The sequence below is a fragment of the Curtobacterium phyllosphaerae genome (assembly GCF_049341865.1).
Lineage (GTDB): Bacteria > Actinomycetota > Actinomycetes > Actinomycetales > Microbacteriaceae > Curtobacterium > Curtobacterium phyllosphaerae.
This window is the reverse complement of record NZ_JBMPIU010000001.1, coordinates 1-17592: the sequence shown is the minus strand read 5'-3', so window position 1 is coordinate 17592 and position 17592 is coordinate 1. Positions and strand designations below refer to the sequence as shown.

The following is a 17592-nucleotide window of genomic DNA, read 5'->3' as shown; positions in this document are numbered from 1 at the left end:
CACCGATACCGATGCCGACGCCGACACCGAGGTCGAGGACGGGGCCGACTCTGGTGCCGGCGTCGGCCCCGTACCGTCAGTCCAGACCGCTGCCCGACATGATGCCGAGGTCGTCCTCGCCGAGGACGTCATCGACGTCCGAGCGCCGTGACCGGCGCCGCGCGACGACGAGCACCACGCCGCCGACCACCCCAGCAGCCCCGATCGCGAGGAGCAGCGCCGTCCCGACGGACCCGGTGAACGCCAGACGGTTCGGACCCGACCCCGACGACGTCCCGTGGCCAGCCGGACCGCTCGCGCCCGCCTCACCGTGCGGCGAGCCCTCGTCGCTCGGGTCGGCGCCACCGGAACCGTCGCCCGGCGTCGGCGTCGGCGTCACCGTGGGGGCGGGCGGTTCCCCGCCGTCCACGACGAGTCGTACCGGATCGGACGGATCGCCCCCGTCGGCGTCGTCGGGCGACGTGGCGACGGCGATGTTCACGACGTCCGAGCCGTCCCCACGGTAGTCGGCGGCGAGCTCCGCGCGGAACGAGAACCCGTGGGACTCCCCCGGCGCGACCGCGGCGTCCGAGGTGCAGCGGACGTGCCGCCCGTCCGCGGTGCAGTCGTCCGTGGAGTCGACGAACGTCACCGCCGACGGCAGGTCGTCCGTCGCACCGACCCGGGTCGCGGTCGACGGTCCCCGGTTCTCCGCGGTGATCCGGTACGTGAAGGTCCCACCCGGTGCGATGGAGGTGGCACCGTCGTCGAGGACCACCTGCTTGCCCGTGGCGAGGTCCGCCTTCGCGACCACACCCGCCCGGATGGTCGAGACGTTGTCCGACTCGTCGGTGTCGGTCCTGTTCGCCGGCGGAACGACGTCGGCCACGCTCGCGATCTGCCCGGTCGCGGCCGGACGGAGATCGCCGTCGATCGTGTACGTGACGCTCGTGCCCGGCGGCAGGTCGGCGGTCGTCGCGACGGCGTTCCCGGTCCCGGACCCCGCTCCGCACGCCGCTCCGGTCGAGGCGGTGCAGGTCCACCGCACGTTCTCGAGCTCCGGCGGCACCGTGATGCGCACCCCGCTGCCGTCCGCACCGTTCCGCCCGACGTTCGACACCACCGTGGTGGCGGTCACGCGCGTGCCGGCGGTGACCGGGTCGGGCATGGACTGCGTCACCCGGAGGTTCGTCGGGATCGACACCGTGAGGTCGTCGATCTCGTGGATGTTCGTGAAGCTCCCGGTCGACGCGGAGAACCCGAGGCGGAGGGTCGGCGGGAGTGCTGCCTGGCCCGGTCCCTGGAGGTCGACGCCGTCGAGCACCGTCCGCATCCGGGTCCCGGGTCCGGTGTCCGAGCGGACCGTCATCGCGAGGGTGCCGTCGGCGTTCGGCTCGACCGTGACCTGGACCGTCCGCGCCTGCGCCCGGGAACCGGTCTCGACGGTGCCACCGAGTGCCGGAGCCTCGTCGAGGAAGTGGTAGCCGTCGGTGCCGTTCCCGGAGCCCCGGAGCACGACCTGCTCGACCTTGCCCGGCCCCCCGGACTCGTTCATGGTCCGTGAGAAGTTGCCGTACCGGTCGAAGCCGAGCCCGACGAACGCCCCTGGCATCCCCGGGACGTCGCACATGCCGTACTGCCCGGTGTCGTCGTAGCAGGTGTACCCGAGCGAGGCGCCGGGACGTCCGACACCCGGCGCCACCGAGCCGTCCGACAGGGACATCAGCAGGCCGTCGGCCCCGGTGCCGCCGTGCATGGCGTAGCGGAACTCGATCTCGAGCCCGAGGTCCGACGGGAAGACGTCGTCGGTGAGCCAGGACCCTGCCTCGCTCTGGTCGGCGGACGTCAGACGGAGCCAGCCGTCGTCGATCGTGGCGTCACCGGAGAGCGTGCCGCCGTCAGCGCTGTCGAAGTCGGTGTGGAACGGGAACGCGAGCTCCGCCGCGGTCGCCGTCGCACCGGAGCCGAGCGCGCTGCAGGCCCCCACGATCAGCAGCGCGGCAGCGGCGACGAGCCGGGGGCGCCGCCGGGGCGGGGCGGTCGTGGAGGGATGGTCGGAACGTGGTCGTCGTGTCGTTGTGTGCATGCGACCATGCTCGGGATGCGTGCGCTGCCACGGGGCGGGCGGGACCGCGTCTGTGGAGAGCGGCCCCGCCCCTCCAGGCTGTGCAGGCCTGAGCTCAGTCGACCAGCCACACCGTCGTCTCGGCGGGCAGCGTGTCGCCGTCCACCGGACCGGAGGCGACGGCGACCGTTCCCGCCGGCATCGGCACCGCCGACGTGCCGAAGTTCGTGTACGACCGCCAGCCGTCGTGCCGCGCGAACGCGACGACCTGCGCCGGGGCGTCGAGCCACGTGAGCGACTCGCCGTCCTGCACCGAACGCCGGAACGCGAGTGCCGCCCGGTACATGGCCAGTGACGACCCGGCATCACCCGACTCGGCCTCGACGCTCGACGCGCCGAAGTCCGCCGGCTGCGGCAGGTGCGGCGCCCCGGACCCGAAGCCGAACGACGGCCCGGACTCGGTCCACGGGATCGGCACGCGGCAGCCGTCGCGGCCCTTCATCGCGTGCCCGGTGCGCTCCCACTGCGGGTCCTGGAGCTCGGACGGCGGGATCGCGGGCGCCTCGAGGAGCCCGAGCTCCTCGCCCTGGTACACGTAGGAGGAACCCGGGAGCGCGAGCATCAGGAGCGACGCCGCCCGGGCGCGACGGCGGCCCCGAGCGACGTCGAGCACTGGGGACGTCCCGTCGCTGAGCAGCCATGCGACGGTGTCGGTGCCGTCCGGGAGCCCGTACCTGGTGGCGTGTCGGATCACGTCGTGGTTCGAGAGCACCCACGTGCTCGACGCACCGGAGTGCTCGGCCTGTTCGAGGTTCTGGTCGATCACGGTCCGGAACCGGCCGGCGTCGAACGGAGCCTCGAGGAGGTCGAAGTTGAACGCCTGCCCGAGCTCCGTCGGCCGAGCGTAGAGGACGCGGCGGGGTGCCGGGGTCCATGCCTCGGCCACGGCGGTGCGCGGCGGGTCGTACTCGTCGAACACGGTGCGCCAGGTCGCGAAGATGTCGTGCACCTCGTCGCGGTCGTACAGGGGGTCCGAACCGTCGAGCGGCAGGTCGTGCTGGTTCGACTGCCGGTAGGGGACGGAGAGGTCCTTCGCGAGCCCGTGCGCCACGTCCACCCGGAACCCGTCGACCCCGCGGTCGGACCAGAAGCGCAGGGTGTGCTCGAAGTCGGCGCGGACCTCGGCGTTCTCCCAGTTGACGTCGGGTTGTTCCGGGGCGAAGAGATGCAGGTACCACTGCCCGTCCGGGACCCGTGTCCATGCGCTGCCGCCGAAGTTGGAGACCCAGTCCGACGGCGGCTCGGCACCGTCGGGCCCCGATCCGTCGCGGAACACGTAGCGGTCCCGGGCGGGCGAGCCGATCGGCGCCGCGAGGGCCTCCTGGAACCACACGTGCAGGTCGGAGGTGTGGTTCGGCACGATGTCGACGACGATCCGGATGTCGGCGGCGTGCGCGGCGGCGACCAGGGCGTCGAAGTCCGCGAGTGTGCCGAGCTTCGGGTCGACGTCACGGTGGTCGGCGACGTCGTAGCCGCCGTCCGCGAGCGCGGACGGGTAGAAGGGGCTGAGCCAGATCGCGTCGACGCCGAGTTCGCGGAGGTAGTCGATGCGGCTCGTCACGCCGGCGATGTCCCCGAGTCCGTCGCCGGTCGTGTCGGCGAAGCTGCGGGGGTAGACCTGGTAGACGACGGCCTGACGCCACCAGTTCGGATCGGAGGTCGCGGTCGATCGCGACGGTGCGGTCGTGACGGACGGTGCGGTCGTGACGTCGGAGTCGGTCGTTGGCACGGGTGGGGCGTTCCTCTCGAGGGCCGGCGGACGGTCGCGGACAACGCTACGCGAGACGACGGCTGCACGGGGACTGCTCGCGTGACGGCCACGGGCCGGACCGGTACCGTTCGGGCTCGGTACCGGTCCTGGTCGACCGTCATGGTAATCGCTCGACGTCGTCGCGGGACGGCGGCACGCCACGATCGCTAGGAGCACTAGCAACTAGGTGGCCTACCATGTCCCCATGCCCACCCAGGAGATCACCGAAGCGTCCGGGTACTGGTACCCCGGGACCGCGGAGCACTCCGGCGTCGACGTCCTGAACGCGCTGCGCCGGTACCGCGCCGCCGAGACCGCGATGCGGCGCCGTACCCGCGACTCGATGGGCATGGGCGAGACCGACCTCCTCGCCGTCCGGTTCCTGCTGCAGGCCCAGAAGGCGGACCGCTCCGTGAGCCCGAAGGACCTGGCGGCCCACCTCCGCATCTCGTCCGCGTCCACCACGATCCTCATCGACCGTCTCGTCAAGAGCGGGCACGTCCGCCGCGACCCGCACCCCACCGACCGCCGGGCCCTCGTCATCACGCCGACGTCGGACACCGATGCCGAGGTGCGAGCGACCCTCGGGCGGATGCACTCGCGGATGATGGAGATCGCCGAGTCCCTCTCCCCCGCAGAGGCCGCCACCGTCACCCGGTTCCTCGACGGCGTCCGCGAGGCCGTCGACGCGATCGATCCGGTCGAGCACAAGGCCTGAACGCGGCCGCACGCGGCGCTCGAGCGACCCCCGGGTCATCGGGGGACAGTCGCCCTGACGTGCGCTGAGGAAGGTCGTCGGACATCCGAGTAGACCGGACCATGTCAGACGGGCCGCCCGCGAACACGCGAGCGGCCCGGACCCCGACATGAACGGAAGGCGCATCATGCACGCATCGGACAAGCTCGCCGGCAACCTCCAGAAGGTCCTCGTGGACCTCATCGACCTCCATGTGCAGGGCAAGCAGGCGCACTGGAACGTCCTCGGCCACAACTTCCGCGACCTCCACCTGCAGCTCGACGAGATCGTCGACGAGGCGCGTGAGTTCTCGGACACCATCGCGGAGCGCATGCGTGCGCTCTACGCCACCCCGGACGGCCGGTCCGCGACGGTCGGCGCGACGAGCAGCCTCGACGTGTTCCCGGAAGGGGAGGTGTCGACCCACGACGTCGTCGACATGATCACGCTCCGCCTCTACCAGGCCGTCGGCACCATGCGCGACGTGCACGACGAGGTGGACGACGAAGACCCGTCGACGGCCGACATCCTGCACGCGATCATCGACCGTCTCGAGCAGCTCGCCTGGATGGTCAGCGCGGAGAACCGCACCCCGAAGCAGAAGCTGTCCGCAGCGACGACGTCGGCGAACGCGGAGAGCTTCGCCCAGGCGACGGCCGGCCGGTGACCGACGCCGCGTCCTACCGGTACCTGATCGTCGGGGGCGGGATGGTCGCGGACGCGGCCGCCCGCGGCATCCGGGAGCTCGACGAGACCGGGACGATCGGCATCCTCAGCGAGGACGTCGACGCACCCTACGCGCGTCCCGCGTTGTCGAAGAAGCTGTGGACCGACCCGGACTTCAGCTGGGACGAGAAGGTCGACCTGCACACGGAGGACGCGACCGGTGCGACGATCCGGCTGTCCACCCCGGTGACCGCGATCGACCGCGACGCGAAGACGGTGACGACGGCGGACGGCGCGACCGTCGGGTACGACCGTCTGCTGCTCGCGACGGGCGGACATCCGCGGAGCCTCGGCGTCGAGCAGTCCGAACGCGTCATCGACTTCCGGAGCGCGGCGGACTACCGGCGTGCGCGCGCGCTCGCTGACCGGCACGCGCACGTCGCGGTCGTCGGAGGCGGGTACATCGGCACCGAGATCGCCGCCGGGCTCGTCCAGAACGGCGCCGCGGTGACGCTCGTCGACCCGGACGACGTCGTCGGGGGCAGCATGTTCCCCGCCGACCTCGCCAGTGCATTCCAGCAGCGGTTCGTGGACGCCGGCATCACACTCCGGACGGGTCGTCGGGTGGAGGACGGCCACGAGACCGAGGACGGCGTCGTGCTGACCCTCGACGACGGCTCGACGCTCGGCGTCGACGCGGTCGTCTCCGGGCTCGGCATCACACCGGCCACCGACCTCGCCGAGGCCGCGGGACTCGCCGTCGACGACGGCATCGTCGTGTCCAGCACGCTCGTCACCGACGACCCGTCGGTGTTCGCCGCCGGCGACGTCGCGTCGTACCCGGACCGCATCCTCGGTCGCCGTCGTGTCGAACACGTCGACAACGCCAAGGAGCAGGGTCGGCAGGCGGGACGCAACCTCGCCGGCGCCGGTGAGGTGTACGAGCACACGCCGATGTACTACTCGGACGTGTTCGACATGGGGTACGAGGCCGTCGGGCAGGTCACCTCGTCGCTCCGCACGGTCGAGGACTGGACGACGCCGCAGGACACCGGGGTGATCTACTACCTCGACGACGACCAGATCGTCCGCGGTGTCCTCCTCTGGAACGTCTGGGACAAGACGGACGAGGCCCGGATGGTGCTCGCCGAGGCGACGGCCCTGACCCCCGACATGCTCCCGGGCCGCATCACGGCCTAGAGCCGCCGCCCTCCCGCACGACGCCAGGTCGTCCCGCCCCCGGTGGGACGACCTGCGCGCGCCGCCGCGCCTCCGGTCCCGTCCTGGAGGCGCGGCTCGCCGCGGTCCCGCCGGTTCCGGACCTCGACGCGCTCGCGACCGGGTCGTACCCGATCACGCGACCGGGTACGGGTACTCGGGCGCGCGCCCCTGGAACTCGAGGATCGCGTCGTTGCGGATCCGCCCGTGCTCGATCTCGATGGCCCGACGGATCGTCTCCGAGGCGTGCCAGGAGTCCGGGCCCTCCATCACCGTCCGGAGGAACGGCAGCAGTGCCTCGCTGATCTCCCAGGTCGCCGAGTTCCAGAGCAACGACGGGCTGTGGTCGACGGCGTAGTAGTTGGTGGTGCCGCCGACGGTGACGAGCGGTTCCGCGAAGGTCGTCGCCGTCGCCCACTCGAACCCCATCCCCGGGTCGATCGAGACGTCGACGACGAGGCTGCCCGGCCGGAACGCGGCGAGGTCCGCGATGCGGAGGTACGTGATCGGCGCATTGGGGTCCTGCAGCGTGCAGTTCACCACGACGTCGTCCCGGGCCAGGTACGCCGCGAGCGGGACGGGGCCGTCGTCGGTCAGGACGGTGCTGTCGAACGGCGCGTCCGCGTCGTGCTCGAGCTGCACCATCTCGACGGACGGGATCGGCGACCCGACCGCGGCGATGTTCCGGTGCGTCAGGACCCGGACGTCGTGGATGCCGTGCGCGTTCAACGCGGTCACCGCGCCGCGGGCGGTGGCCCCGAAGCCGATCACGACCGCGGAGAGCCGACGGCCGTAGTCACCCGTCGAACCGCAGAGCTGCAGGGCGTGGATCACCGAGCAGTAGCCGGCGAGCTCGTTGTTCTTGTGGAACACGTGGAGCCCGAAGCCGCCGTCGTCCTGCCAGTGGTTCATCGCCTCCCACGCGATCAGGGTGAGTTCCCCGTCGACGGCGAGCTGGGTGAGCGCACGGTCCTGCACGCAGTGCGGCCAGCCCCAGAGCGTCTGGCCGTGGCGCAGGTCCTCGAGGTCGGCGGCCAACGGCTTCGGCAGGAGCACGACGTCGGAGTCCGCGACGACGTCGGCGCGGTCGGCCATCCGGACGAGCGGTTCGAGCTCGTCGTCGGGGATCCCGAACCGCAGGCCGTACCCACGTTCGAACACCATCGCCGCGCGGAGGTCAGCGTCGATGCGGTCGAGGTGCGCCGGGTGGATCGGGAGGCGCCGTTCGTCGGTCTTGCGGGAGCTGGCGAGCACGCCGAGGCGGAGCAGTTCAGACGATCGCTCGATTTCGGTCATGCTGCACTCTACGGCGGCCGGGCGCCGCACCAGGCCCGACGCCGCACCAGGCCCGGCGCCGCACCAGGCCCGGCGCCGCACCAGGCCGGGCGCCGCACCAGGCCGGGCACCGCGTTCAGGTCCGGCGTCGGAACGTCCGGTGCACGACCCCCGACGGCGACGCGACGGACTCGATGTCGAACCGGTCCTCGAGCCCCTCGAGCCCGTCCCAGAGCTGCTCACCGCACCCGAGGACGATCGGCACGACGACGACATGCAGGTGGTCGACGAGGTCGGCCGCGAGGAACTCCCGCACGGTCTCGACCCCGCCGCCGATCCGGACGTCGAGCCCGGGAGCGGCGGCCCGTGCCTGGCGGAGCGCTTCGGCCGGGGACGCGTCGACGAAGTGGAACGTTGTCCCGCCGGCCATGACCAGGGGCCGGAACGTCGCGGTCGCGGCGAACCAGCCCATCAGCCGCCCGTCGGCATGACCGAAGGGGTGCTCGAGCGACTGGTCCGCGCCCGCTCCGTACCCGTCGAGCGAGATCGCGAAGTTGTGCACCCGGACTCGCGACATCAGCGGGCCCGCCGTGCGTCCCGTTCGACCTGCTCCTGCGTCTGCGGGGCGTCGCGCTCCGGTGCCGTCAGGGCGTCCTCGGCCGGTCCGCCCTCGGCCGGCGTCACGACGTCCGACGAGTCGGCGGCGTCGTCGGCCAGGTCGGCGACGTCGGTGTCCGGTGCCTCGGTGTCGGCCATCGCGGCGGCATGCGCGGACTTGCCCGCCTCGAGCGTCCGGTCGTCGCCCCTCGCCATGCCGACGAGTTCGAGGATCCGGGACTTGACGATCAACCACGCGTCGGACCAGTCCAGACGGTCGAGGTCCTTCGCCGTCGTGGTGTCGCTGACGCGCTGCAGGGAGGACACCCCGCGGTCGGTCAGCTCGCCGCGGACGTGTGCGACGGCGAGCGCCGCGACGGCGTCGGCCTGCGCGTGCATGACGGAGTGCGCGCCGCCCACGACCTCGCGGAGCACGGCGTACGGGAACACGCGCGCGAGCTTCCGCAGCCAGTCCCGCGGCACGAGGGCGTCACGCTCACCGCGGATGATGAGCGTGCGTGCCTGGACGGCGTCCGCGCGCTGCTCGATCGGGTAGCGGAGCATCTTCGGCAACACCTTGTGGAACCAGTGCCAGCCGCAGAGCACGTAGGCGGTGACCGCATGGAACCGGACCGCCGACGGTTCGTGCCATGCGGACTGCAGGAACCGGACCATCGACTCGCTGACGGTGCGGGCGTCCGCGTCGACGACCGGGCTGATCAGCACGATGTCCGACAGCGAGGGGCGACGAGCGGCGACCTCGGTGACCACCTGGGCGCCCATCGAGTGGCCGACGAGCACCGGGTCGTCGAGTCCCAGGGCGTCGATGACCGCCTCGACGGCGTCCGCGTACCGCTCGATCGAGACCGCGCCCCGGAACTTCCGCACACCGGCGAACCCGGGGAGGTCGAGGCCGTGCACCGGGCCGAACTCGTTGAGGTTCGGCGCGAGTCGCTCGTAGTACGTGGACGCGACGCCGAGCCCCGCGACGAGCACGAACGCGCGGGTGCCCGGCTCGCCGATCGTGCTGACGCGGACGTAGGTGCCGCCGACCTCGACCCGGTCCACCGCGACCGTGACGTCGGTGCCCTCGGTGTGCGTCAGCCCGTCGGCGTGACGCGGCTCGCGCTCGACGTGCGCGCTGTCGTCATCTGGCACGGACACCTCCGGGTGATCTGCTCGGACGGACGTCCACACTACCGGTGCGTGCTCAGTCGCCCTTCACGTTGACGAGCTGCCGGAGCGTGTGCCGGATCGTCACGAGGTCCGACGCGTCCGCCATCACCTGGTCGATCGGCTTGTACGCCGCGGGGATCTCGTCGAGGAACGCGTCGGTGTCGCGGAACTCGATGCCCGTCATGGCCGCCCGGAGCTGCTCGTGCGTGAACGTCCGCCGCGCCGCCGACCGGGAGTACGACCGACCAGCGCCGTGCGGGGACGACGTGAGCGACGGTGCGTTCCCGCGTCCCTCGACCACGTACGACGCCGTGCCCATCGAGCCGGGGATCAGCCCGGGCTCGCCGGCCTTCGCGGAGATCGCGCCCTTCCGGGACACCCAGACCTCCTTGCCCCAGTGCCGCTCCTGCTGGGTGAAGTTGTGGTGGCAGTTGATCCGCTCCTGCTCGTCGACGGGTGTCCCCGTCGTCGCGGACAGCTGCTGGACCACCCGGTCCATCATCTCCTCGCGGTTGAGCAGTGCGAAGTGCTGCGCCCACCGCAGCTCGGCGATGTACCGGTGGAACTCCGGGGTGCCCTCGACGAGGTACGCCAGGTCCGGATCCGGCAGGGTGATCCACCACTGGTCCATGAGCCGCTTGGCGACCGCGATGTGCCGCTGGGCGATCTTGTTGCCGACGCCGCGGCTCCCGGAGTGCAGGAAGAGCCAGACGCGGTCGGCCTCGTCGACGCTCACCTCGATGAAGTGGTTGCCGCTCCCGAGCGTCCCGAGCTGCTGCCGCCACGCGCTGTGCGACTGTGCGGGGTCGAAGCCCGCCGACACCGCGAGCGCCTCGAGCTCGGCGATCCGGGGGCCCGCGGTCGCCGCCACGGTGTCGTTCGCCGCCCCGGCCGACAGCGGGACGGCACGCTCGATTGCCTCCCGGAGCGGCCGGAGGTCGCTCGGCAGGTCGGGCCGGGAGAACTGCGTCCGGACGGCGATCATGCCGCACCCGATGTCGACGCCGACCGCGGCCGGCATGACGGCGCGGAGCGTCGGAATGACCGAGCCGACGGTCGCGCCGAGCCCGAGGTGGGCGTCCGGCATGAGCGCGACGTGCGGGTGGACGAACGGCATGGAGGCCGTGGTGCGGGCCTGCTGCTCGGTCGCCTCCTCGAGGATGCTGGCCCAGGAGAGCAACCGGCTCGTGATCTGCTGCATGGTGGTGTTCCGCCTTTCGGATGCCCACGGAGCGCGGGCGTGGAGGGGGTGAGGGTCCGGGGCGGACCGGCACCGTGCCTCCAGTCCGACGGACGGACACCGCGGACAGCCGACGAGGTCCGCGGGCGGCGGAGAGCGCGGTGGCGGTGGACGCCCCGGCCGGATCGGCACAGGGCGTCGGATGACGGCTGTGCCTAGCTGCGATGGCTGGCGGACGAGTGCTCCACGGCGCGCTGGAGATTCGAGGCGAGCTGACGCTCGACTCGTTCCCGACCGCGTCGCGTGGTCTGCACGGGATGTCCTTCCGACTGCGCCCAGGGCGGACGCGGATCCCGACCCTAGTGCGACACGCCCGGGATGCGCAAGTACGGTCTGCGGCATACTGGCCGCGTGCGCACACCCGAGACGAACGCCGAACGACTCGTCACGTTCACCGACGCCGTGGCCGCGATCGCCATCACGCTGCTCGTGCTGCCGCTCGTCGACCTGGTCCCGGCGGCCTCCGCGTCGGGCGAGAGCCTCGGCGCCCTGCTGTCCGGACACGGCGACGAGATCCTCGCGTTCACGATCAGCTTCGTCGTGATCGCACGGCTCTGGTGGGCGCACCACCAGGTCTTCCGGCACGTCGCGCTCCTCACCCCGCGCCTCGTCCTGGAGAGCATGGTGTGGACGTTCACGATCGTGGTGCTGCCGCTCCCGACCGCGATCATCACGGCGTACTCGACGACACCGCTCTCCCTGACCCTGTACATCGGCACGCTCATCGTCGCGAGCGCCGCGCTCACCGCCGTCGCGGTCGAGCTCCGGGTCCGCCCGGAACTCAGTGGCGACCACGAGCCGATGCGCCCGAGCGGGGTGCTCGGCATCGTCCTGACGCTCGTCGCGTTCGTCCTGGCGTTGCTCGCCGGACTGCTGATCCCGGGTGTCGGGTTCTGGGGGATGCTCCTCGCTGCGGTGACCGGGTGGGTCCAGGTCGTCGTCGAGCGACGGTGGGACCGGCAGGGCGCCGACCGTGCGGCGGCCGGGGGCACGCCCGATCCGGCCGCGTCCTCGGCTGCGGCTGCGGTCCCGTCTGCGACCTCGGGGGACAACGAGCACGGCCAGGCAGCTGATCCGCGGAGTTGACTCGATCCATGCCCGACCAGGACACCTCCACACGCGACCACGCCGCCCGCACGCCCGCGCAGGGCAGCACACCCACCCGACGCATCGACGGCTACGCGCCGATCCAGGACTACGCGGCCATCGGCGACGGCCGGACCGTGGCGCTCATCGCCCGCGACGGGCGGATCGACTGGCTCCCCGTCCCAGCGCTCGACTCCCCGGCGGTCTTCGCCGCGGTGCTCGACGCCGACCACGGCGGACACATCAGCCTGCGGCCGACCGACCCGGACGCCCGGATCGACCGTCGCTACGAACCCGGCACGAACGTCCTCGTGACCACGTGGACGACGGACACGGGCAGCGTCGTCGTGACCGACGCGATGGTCACCGGTGTCGCGGGACGCCTGCCGTGGGCCGAGATCGGCCGGTGCGTCCAGGGGGTCCACGGGCACGTCGAACTCACCTGGGCGGTCGAGCCGGGCACGCTCCTCGGACAGGCCGAACCACGTCGACTCGACACGGTGAACGGCCCGGTGATCGCGATCGACGGCGTCACGATCGCGATCGTCGAGCAGGGGTTCGACCCGGTGCACGAGGACGGCGCGCGGTTCTCCGGGACGTTCACCGCGACCGAGGGCTCGAAGTCCATCCTGACCATCGTCGGCACACACGACGAGCCGATCTTCATCCCCGAGCCGCAGAACACCATGCGCGGCATCGACCGGACGATCGCGAACTGGTCGGCCTGGAGCGAGGAGTTCTCCTACGACGGTCCGTGGGCGGAGGCCGTGCAGCGGAGCGCCCTGGCGCTGAAGCTGCTCATCTTCTCGCCGACCGGTGCGATCGCCGCCGCCGCCACGACGAGCCTGCCCGAGGACATGGGCGGCGGCAAGAACTGGGACTACCGGTTCGCCTGGGTCCGCGACCTCGCCTACACGGTCCGCGCGCTGAACCGGTTCGGTCTGCGCGAGGAGACCCACGCCGCCGTGTCCTGGTTGATGCGGACGATCGCGAACCACGACGACGGCATGCCGATCTTCTACTCGCTGACCGGTGCGGAGTCGAACGAGGTCGAGAACCGCGACGCCCCGGGCTGGCGTGGCATCGGCCCGGTCACCGAGGGGAACCGCGCCGGCGACCAGCTCCAGCTCGGGGTCTGGGGCGACATCTTCGACATCATGCGGCAGTACGTCGACGAGGGGAACGTCCTCGACCGGCAGACCGCGAAGGTGCTCGAGGGACTCGCGGACGACGCCTGCACCGAATGGGAGAAGGCCGACTCGGGGATGTGGGAGCTCGAGGACGTCCAGCACTACGTCACCAGCAAGATCGGATGCTGGCAGGCACTCGACGCCGCGATCACCCTGCACGACGCCGGCCAGCTCCAGGGCAGCCGCGACGTGTGGGCGAAGAACCGGGAACTCATCGTCCAGTGGGTCGACGAGCACGGCTGGAACGAGGAGCTCGGCCACTACGTGATGTACGCCGGGAGCGACCAGCTCGACGCGTCGATCCTGCTGCACGGCCCGTCGGGGTTCGACCGGGGCGAGCGCATGGCCCGGACGATCGACGCGATCCAGGAGCAGCTGCAGCGCGGACCGCTCGTCTACCGGTACTCCGGCATCGAGGACGAGGAGTCGCCGTTCGTCGCCTGCTCGTTCTGGCTCGCTGCCGCCCTGTCCTGCGTCGGCCGCGAGGACGACGCCAGGGCGCTGATGGACGACATGGTCGGCCGGGGCAACGACGTCGGACTGTTCTCCGAGATGATCTCCGAACGGACCGGCGACTTCATGGGCAACATCCCGCAGGGGCTGTCCCACCTGGCGCTCATCAGCGCTGCGATCACCATCGAGGAACTGAGCGACGGCGACGCGTCGAACGGTGATTCGGGTCGGGTGCACCACCTGCCGCCCATCGTCTCCGAATCACCGGTACGCAGCTGACAGTCCGGAAGGGGCGCGGCCATGGACGACGACGCAGTCGGGTCCCTGGACCGCGCCGCCCTCGAGCAGATCGCATTCGGTCCGGACGCCGACCCGGCTGACGTCGCGACGGCACGTGCTGAGCTGGTCCGCCGCGCCGCGGGACCTGCTGCGGGGCGGGCGACCGGCCCTGCTCCGGGCGGCGGGGTCGCGGCGGCTGCGGCCGACGTCCGTGACCCGGCCCCGGGCCTCCCGTCCGGTGCGGCGACCGGTGTGCCGGACCCTGCGCCGACCGCGGTGCCGCGTCCTCGACCGCGCGCCAGATGGCGACTCTGGGCACTCCTCGGCGGGACCGCGGTGCTCGCCGGCGCGCTCGGCGTCACGGGGACCGTGGTCGCCGGACGGATCGGGCCGCCGGTGGTCCAGGACGGTTCGAGTGACTCCGGCAGCGAGACCCTGAGCCGGGTGCTCGCACAGGACCAGACGCCGGCTGACGTCCTCCCGACCGCGATCACCGCGTCGGTCGACCGGTCCAGTGCGCGCCTGCTGTTCGCGAACTACGCCGACCGGCCGCCCGTGCCCTGGGTCGTCTGGATCGCGAAGGCCCGGACCGGCGGGGACCTCTGCGTCATCGCGTCCCCAGACCGGTACGCGAGCGACGTCACGTGCGTGCCGAGCGCACAGGTCCTGCACGGCGAGCTCTCCTACGTCACGCGCGACGGCGACCAGGGGCTCGCGATCCGGATGGTCGGTGGGGTGGCACGCATCGACCTGATCGGGGGTGAGTAGTGACCGAGGACCGCGAGGGTGACCGCGCCCGGTTGCAGGCGATCGCGTACGGGCCGGGTCGGTCCCCCGCGGCCGCGGCCGAGGCCGCCCGTGCGCTCGCCGCGATGGACGCGCCGGCCGCGGATTCGCCGGTCGCGGACGCCGGATCGCCGGTCGCGGACGCCGCATCGCCGGTCCGCGCGCCCGCACCGGACGGGAGGCCCACCCCGCCGCCGCCACGCCGCCTCCGTCTCGTCATGGTCACCGCCGCCATCGCCGCGGCGGCGTTCCTGCTCGGCGCCGGGGCGGCGGACCTCCTCCGGGCCGGCTCCGAGGCACCCGCCGACGGTCCGACCTCGAGCGCTGCCGAGGCGTCCTCACTCACCCGGATCCTGCCCCGCAGCCAGACCACGGCCGATCAACTGCCGGCGGCACTGCAGAGCGACCTCGACCCCCGATCGAGTCGGCTTCTCTTCGCGAACGGCGCCGACTCGCCGAGCACGCCGTGGATGGCGTGGGTGGCGACGCGGACGGACGGGGCGCTGTGCTTCCTCGCGTCCCCGGACCGGCACGCGGCGACGAGCTCGTGCATCCCGCGGTCCGAGGCGTTCGGCTCGTCGATGTCGCTCGTCGCCCGGTCGGGCAGCGACGTCCTCACGGTGCACGTCGACCAGGGCTCGGTGCAGGTGGTCCTGGTGGGGCGGAACTGAGCGCCGGACGGCGGCCCGGTGCTCCGCCCGGGGCGACGCTCCCGAGTCCTGGACTGGACGGCGGCCGAGGCGCGGGGGAACATGGAGGGATGAGCGATGCGGACGCCCGGATGGACCGGTTGCGCCGTGCCGCCCGGTACCGGTTCGCGCAGCAGGTCGACGCCGAGGAGCGCTCCGGAGTCGTCCCCGCTCCCCGGTCGCTCGACCCCGACGAGGTGCGCGCGGAACGCCGACTGCAGGGTGCGCGGGACATGGTCGCGCAGGCGAACCACCTCGTCGAGCAGGCCGAGGCGCAGGGGGCCTTCGAGCACAACCCGCTCCGTGGGCGACCCCTGCCGGACAACGACGGCCGCCACGATCCCGACTGGTGGATCAAGCGCTTCGTCGAACGTGAGAACCTGACCGGACTCGGCCCCCCGGCCCTCGCACTCCGGAAGGAGGACGCCGAGCTCGACGACCGCCTGGACGGACTCGGCACGGAGCAGGCCGTCCGCGAGGCCGTCGAGGACTTCGACGCACGCGTGGTCGAGGCCCGCCGCCAGTTGCTCGGTGGTCCGCCGGTGATCACACGGGTACGGGACGTCGAGGTCGAGGTCAGCCGGTGGCTGGACCGACGGGAGGCGCGACTCGCGGCCGAACGGTCGGCCGCGGCGGAGCAGGCCGTCGCGGACGCAGCCGAGCGGCGCCGGCGCCGGTGGTGGCGCCGGGCACACTCGCGCTGAGTCGGGTCCGGCCTACGCCTCGCGCTGCTTCGGGCTGCTGTCCTCGGTCTTCGCCGGGTCGCGCTCCACGACGTCGCCGAGTGCGTCGTCGATGCGGGCCATGAGCTCCGCGGGGATCGTGACCCCGGCAGCCCCGGCGTTGTCCTGGACCTGTTCCGGACGCGAGGCCCCGATGATCGCGGACGCCACGTTCTCGTTCTGCAGCACCCAGGCGACGGCGAGCTGTGCCATCGAGAGGTCGAGCTCGTCGGCGATCGGCTTCAGGGCCTGCACGCGCTCGAGGACCTCGTCCCGCATGAACCGTTCGATCATCTTCGCGCCGCCCTTGTCGTCGGTGGCACGGGACCCCTCCGGCAGCGGCTGGCCCGGCTGGTACTTGCCGGTGAGGACGCCCTGCGCGATCGGCGACCAGACTATCTGTGAGATGCCGAGCTCCCTCGAGGTGGGGACGACCTCGCCCTCGATGACCCGCCAGAGCGCCGAGTACTGCGGCTGGTTCGAGATGAGCTGCACCCCGAACTCGTCGGCGAGCTCGTGTCCGGCGCGGAGCTGCTCGGCCGTCCACTCGCTGACGCCGACGTAGAGCACCTTGCCGGCGCGCACGATGTCCGCGAAGGCCTGGAACGTCTCCTCGAGCGGGGTCTCGACGTCGAACCGGTGCGCCTGGTACAGGTCGACGTAGTCCGTCTGGAGGCGCTGGAGCGAGCCGTCGATCGACTCGAGGATGTGCTTGCGGGACAGGCCCGTGTCGTTGTGGCCCTTCGGACCGGTCGGCCCGAAGACCTTCGTGGCGATCTCGAGCGACTGCCGGCGTTCGCCCTTGAGGGCCTCGCCGAGGACCGTCTCGGCGCCGGTGTTCGCGTACACGTCGGCCGTGTCGAACGTCGAGATGCCGACGTCGAGCGCGGCACGGACGCAGGCGATCGCTTGGTCGTTCTCGACCTGGGACGCGTGGGTGAGCCAGTTGCCGTAGGTGATCTCGGAGACCTTGAGGCCGGAGTTGCCCAGGAAGCGGTGTTCCATCGTGTGTCCTTCCGGTGCGCAGCGGCGCGCACACCCGGGCGACGCTACTCGGATGGACGCGAGCGGGCCGCTGGCGTCTCGTTCCGTGGTGTCCCGGCCGGCTGGCTGCGCCGAGTGTGCAGTTCCGCCGCGTGTTCCGGGCGGGGACGCGGCCGGACTGCACGCTCGCGGGGGGCCCGTGCCGGCGGCGGGTGGGGGTAGGCGTCCCGGAGGCCGGCCGCGTTGGGCGTGCGCACCCGTGCCGGCTGCCGGTGGAGGCCGCGTCGGGGGTGCTCACCCGTGTCGGCTGCCGGTGGAGGCCGCGGGTCGGGGCCGCGCCGAGGGTTTAGTTTGGCCGCGTGGTTCGGGCGGAGACGCGGCCGAACTGCACGCTCGCGGGGGCCCGTGCCGGTGGCGGGTGGGGGTGGGCGTCTCGGTGGCCGGCCGCGTCGAGGGCGCTCACCCGTGTCGGCTGCGGGTGGAGGCTGCGGGTGGGGGTTGCGGGTGGGGGCTGCGCCGAGTGTGCAGTTTGGCCGCGTGGTTCGGGCGTGGACGCGGCCGAAGTGCACGCTCGACGGGGGGCCCGTGCCGGCGCGGGGGCGGGGGTGGACGCGGGAGAGCGCCCCGGCTCGGTGGAGTCG

Annotated in this window: 15 protein-coding genes; 8 read left to right on the top strand and 7 right to left on the bottom strand. The window is 72.3% G+C overall.

The features are described 5' to 3' along the window. Nucleotides 1-76: 76 nt before the first annotated feature. Together ACO0E0_RS00075 and ACO0E0_RS00070 are read right to left on the bottom strand one after the other, a co-directional pair. Nucleotides 77-2065, bottom strand: a complete 1989-nt coding sequence (locus ACO0E0_RS00075) for a lectin-like domain-containing protein (protein WP_422869224.1) — start codon at nucleotides 2063-2065, stop codon at nucleotides 77-79. Between the two features lie 94 nt (nucleotides 2066-2159). Beyond that, on the bottom strand, nucleotides 2160-3833 hold the full coding sequence (locus ACO0E0_RS00070; RefSeq protein WP_422869222.1) for a glycoside hydrolase family 13 protein: 1674 nt from the start codon (nucleotides 3831-3833) through the stop codon (nucleotides 2160-2162). Between the two features lie 226 nt (nucleotides 3834-4059). Here ACO0E0_RS00070 and ACO0E0_RS00065 point away from each other — a divergent pair, with 226 nt between their 5' ends. The 3 genes from ACO0E0_RS00065 to ACO0E0_RS00055 all read left to right on the top strand — a co-directional run bounded on the left by ACO0E0_RS00065 (nucleotide 4060) and on the right by ACO0E0_RS00055 (nucleotide 6456). Further along, nucleotides 4060-4572, top strand: a complete 513-nt coding sequence (locus ACO0E0_RS00065; RefSeq protein WP_422869220.1) for a MarR family winged helix-turn-helix transcriptional regulator — start codon at nucleotides 4060-4062, stop codon at nucleotides 4570-4572. Between the two features lie 166 nt (nucleotides 4573-4738). Next, nucleotides 4739-5257, top strand: a complete 519-nt coding sequence (locus ACO0E0_RS00060) for a Dps family protein (protein WP_422869219.1) — start codon at nucleotides 4739-4741, stop codon at nucleotides 5255-5257. Beyond that, complete coding sequence (locus ACO0E0_RS00055) at nucleotides 5254-6456, top strand: NAD(P)/FAD-dependent oxidoreductase (RefSeq protein WP_422869217.1); 1203 nt, start codon at nucleotides 5254-5256, stop codon at nucleotides 6454-6456. The genes ACO0E0_RS00060 and ACO0E0_RS00055 overlap by 4 nt, the downstream gene beginning before the upstream one ends. Nucleotides 6457-6609: 153 nt before the next feature. On the opposite strand, the gene ACO0E0_RS00050 is transcribed toward ACO0E0_RS00055, so the two are convergent. The 4 genes from ACO0E0_RS00050 to ACO0E0_RS00035 all read right to left on the bottom strand — a co-directional run bounded on the left by ACO0E0_RS00050 (nucleotide 6610) and on the right by ACO0E0_RS00035 (nucleotide 10723). Beyond that, nucleotides 6610-7770, bottom strand: a complete 1161-nt coding sequence (locus ACO0E0_RS00050; RefSeq protein ID WP_422869215.1) for a N(5)-(carboxyethyl)ornithine synthase — start codon at nucleotides 7768-7770, stop codon at nucleotides 6610-6612. A 115-nt stretch (nucleotides 7771-7885) separates the two neighbouring features. Beyond that, on the bottom strand, nucleotides 7886-8326 hold the full coding sequence (locus tag ACO0E0_RS00045) for a dihydrofolate reductase family protein (protein ID WP_422869213.1): 441 nt from the start codon (nucleotides 8324-8326) through the stop codon (nucleotides 7886-7888). Beyond that, nucleotides 8326-9504 (bottom strand): alpha/beta fold hydrolase, encoded by a 1179-nt coding sequence (locus tag ACO0E0_RS00040; RefSeq protein ID WP_422869211.1) that lies wholly within the window; start codon nucleotides 9502-9504, stop codon nucleotides 8326-8328. The genes ACO0E0_RS00045 and ACO0E0_RS00040 overlap by 1 nt, the downstream gene beginning before the upstream one ends. A gap of 52 nt (nucleotides 9505-9556) precedes the next feature. Beyond that, a complete protein-coding gene (locus tag ACO0E0_RS00035) occupies nucleotides 9557-10723 on the bottom strand; it encodes an RtcB family protein (protein ID WP_422869210.1) in 1167 nt (388 codons plus the stop codon). 390 nt (nucleotides 10724-11113) lie between these two features. Here ACO0E0_RS00035 and ACO0E0_RS00030 point away from each other — a divergent pair, with 390 nt between their 5' ends. From ACO0E0_RS00030 to ACO0E0_RS00010, 5 genes are all read left to right on the top strand, one after another. Continuing rightward, on the top strand, nucleotides 11114-11848 hold the full coding sequence (locus ACO0E0_RS00030) for a TMEM175 family protein (RefSeq protein ID WP_422869208.1): 735 nt from the start codon (nucleotides 11114-11116) through the stop codon (nucleotides 11846-11848). 8 nt (nucleotides 11849-11856) lie between these two features. Next, nucleotides 11857-13770 carry a glycoside hydrolase family 15 protein gene (locus ACO0E0_RS00025; RefSeq protein WP_422869206.1) on the top strand — a complete coding sequence of 638 codons (1914 nt, stop codon included), beginning with the start codon at nucleotides 11857-11859 and terminating at the stop codon, nucleotides 13768-13770. Between the two features lie 21 nt (nucleotides 13771-13791). Continuing rightward, nucleotides 13792-14538, top strand: a complete 747-nt coding sequence (locus ACO0E0_RS00020) for a hypothetical protein (protein WP_422869204.1) — start codon at nucleotides 13792-13794, stop codon at nucleotides 14536-14538. Next, a complete protein-coding gene (locus tag ACO0E0_RS00015; protein ID WP_422869202.1) occupies nucleotides 14538-15227 on the top strand; it encodes a hypothetical protein in 690 nt (229 codons plus the stop codon). The genes ACO0E0_RS00020 and ACO0E0_RS00015 overlap by 1 nt, the downstream gene beginning before the upstream one ends. Nucleotides 15228-15316: 89 nt before the next feature. Continuing rightward, complete coding sequence (locus tag ACO0E0_RS00010) at nucleotides 15317-15949, top strand: DnaJ family domain-containing protein (protein WP_422869200.1); 633 nt, start codon at nucleotides 15317-15319, stop codon at nucleotides 15947-15949. Nucleotides 15950-15961: 12 nt separating this feature from the next. On the opposite strand, the gene ACO0E0_RS00005 is transcribed toward ACO0E0_RS00010, so the two are convergent. After that, nucleotides 15962-16972 (bottom strand): aldo/keto reductase family protein, encoded by a 1011-nt coding sequence (locus ACO0E0_RS00005; protein WP_422869198.1) that lies wholly within the window; start codon nucleotides 16970-16972, stop codon nucleotides 15962-15964. Nucleotides 16973-17592 lie beyond the last annotated feature (620 nt).

Coding starts and splice junctions, on each gene's coding strand:
- ACO0E0_RS00075 (WP_422869224.1), bottom strand. CDS start 2,065: ATGCACACAACGACACGACGACCACGTTCCGACCATCCCTCCACGACC.
- ACO0E0_RS00065 (WP_422869220.1), top strand. CDS start 4,060: ATGCCCACCCAGGAGATCACCGAAGCGTCCGGGTACTGGTACCCCGGG.
- ACO0E0_RS00060 (WP_422869219.1), top strand. CDS start 4,739: ATGCACGCATCGGACAAGCTCGCCGGCAACCTCCAGAAGGTCCTCGTG.
- ACO0E0_RS00050 (WP_422869215.1), bottom strand. CDS start 7,770: ATGACCGAAATCGAGCGATCGTCTGAACTGCTCCGCCTCGGCGTGCTC.
- ACO0E0_RS00045 (WP_422869213.1), bottom strand. CDS start 8,326: ATGTCGCGAGTCCGGGTGCACAACTTCGCGATCTCGCTCGACGGGTAC.
- ACO0E0_RS00035 (WP_422869210.1), bottom strand. CDS start 10,723: ATGCAGCAGATCACGAGCCGGTTGCTCTCCTGGGCCAGCATCCTCGAG.
- ACO0E0_RS00025 (WP_422869206.1), top strand. CDS start 11,857: ATGCCCGACCAGGACACCTCCACACGCGACCACGCCGCCCGCACGCCC.
- ACO0E0_RS00020 (WP_422869204.1), top strand. CDS start 13,792: ATGGACGACGACGCAGTCGGGTCCCTGGACCGCGCCGCCCTCGAGCAG.
- ACO0E0_RS00010 (WP_422869200.1), top strand. CDS start 15,317: ATGAGCGATGCGGACGCCCGGATGGACCGGTTGCGCCGTGCCGCCCGG.
- ACO0E0_RS00005 (WP_422869198.1), bottom strand. CDS start 16,972: ATGGAACACCGCTTCCTGGGCAACTCCGGCCTCAAGGTCTCCGAGATC.